The sequence below is a fragment of the Oleiphilus sp. HI0128 genome, from assembly GCF_001635365.1.
Genome location: NZ_LWGG01000019.1, coordinates 1 through 1,178 on the forward strand (window position 1 = coordinate 1; position 1,178 = coordinate 1,178).

Genomic DNA, 1,178 nt, shown 5'->3' on the forward strand with positions numbered 1-1,178 from the left:
AAATGCATATAGCTACCTTGATACCGGAGAAAGGTTAATGTCTAACCAATAATTCCGAAGTGCTGAGATATTGTCTTTAAATTCATTTATATCAAAAGACTTTTGAATATAGCTGTTTGCGCCGGCCCGATAACTTTCCTGAACATCTCTCTCTTCATCGGAGGAGGTTAGGATGACAACAGGTAGGCATTGAGTGTCCGGGTTGTGACGAAGCTCTTTCAACACATCCAGACCATGAACTTTTGGCAAATTCAAATCGAGGAAAACCACCCTTATCTCAGGGTCGAACTGCTGGCCAGCGTACTGCCGCTTTCCACACAGGTAATCAATCGCCTCTTGCCCATCCCTAACAATGACAACATCTTTCTGCTCTACGCCCGCTTTTTTAAGCGCAAACAAAGCCAACTCTTCTTCACCTGCATTATCTTCTACTAACAATATCTTTGCCGTACTCAAAGCGAACATCCTCCTTTTGCTTATCCTTTAAGTTTAGCCCCATATTAGATTTATGCCAGGTACTGTCAAAACACCCCAAATCATTCCGACTCACTTAGCAATTCACGAATTACAGGCACAAAAAAAGCCGCTAAGAGCGGCTTTTTTCTAACTTACTAAAGTAAGCCGATTCAACAAACAGCTTACTAGCCGTTTACTGCATCCTTTAGGCCTTTACCAGCTTTAAAGCTAGGAATCTTGGCAGCAGCGATTTGAATTTCTGCACCAGTCTGTGGGTTACGACCAGTTCTTGCTGCACGATCTTTCACAGAGAAGGTACCAAAACCAATCAACGTTACCTGATCACCTTCTTTAAGTGCATTTGTAACTGATTCTACAACCGCGTCGATAGCACGACCAGCGGCTGCTTTAGAAATGTCTGCAGATTCTGCAATTGCATCAATTAGTTCAGACTTATTCACACTAAACCCCTTTTGAGATAACTGTAAACATACGAGACTTTCGCAGAATGCTGCAAGGTAATCTCTGTATATAATTTATAATGATGTGCTTTTTGATTCTTAGAAATCTTACACTTTTAAAAACATTCGTCAATTGTATCTTTGATACTCAAAAAGACAACTAACAAATATCACATGACAGGTCGGAGCCCCCTAAATTACTGCTGCCTGACGTCAGACTGTTTTATACCAACTGAGCGAAAGCCCTGTCAAGCAGCCTGA

The 1,178-nt window shown here is 41.5% G+C and carries 2 protein-coding genes; both read right to left on the minus strand.

What is annotated here, in order from left to right:
* Nucleotides 1-12: 12 nt before the first annotated feature.
* A complete protein-coding gene (locus A3763_RS00325; RefSeq protein ID WP_068634577.1) occupies nt 13-456 on the minus strand; it encodes a response regulator in 444 nt (147 codons plus the stop codon).
* Between the two features lie 185 nt (nt 457-641).
* Nucleotides 642-917 (minus strand): nucleoid-associated protein HU-beta, encoded by a 276-nt coding sequence (gene hupB / locus A3763_RS00330; RefSeq protein WP_068506893.1) that lies wholly within the window; start codon nt 915-917, stop codon nt 642-644.
* Nucleotides 918-1,178: the final 261 nt, after the last annotated feature.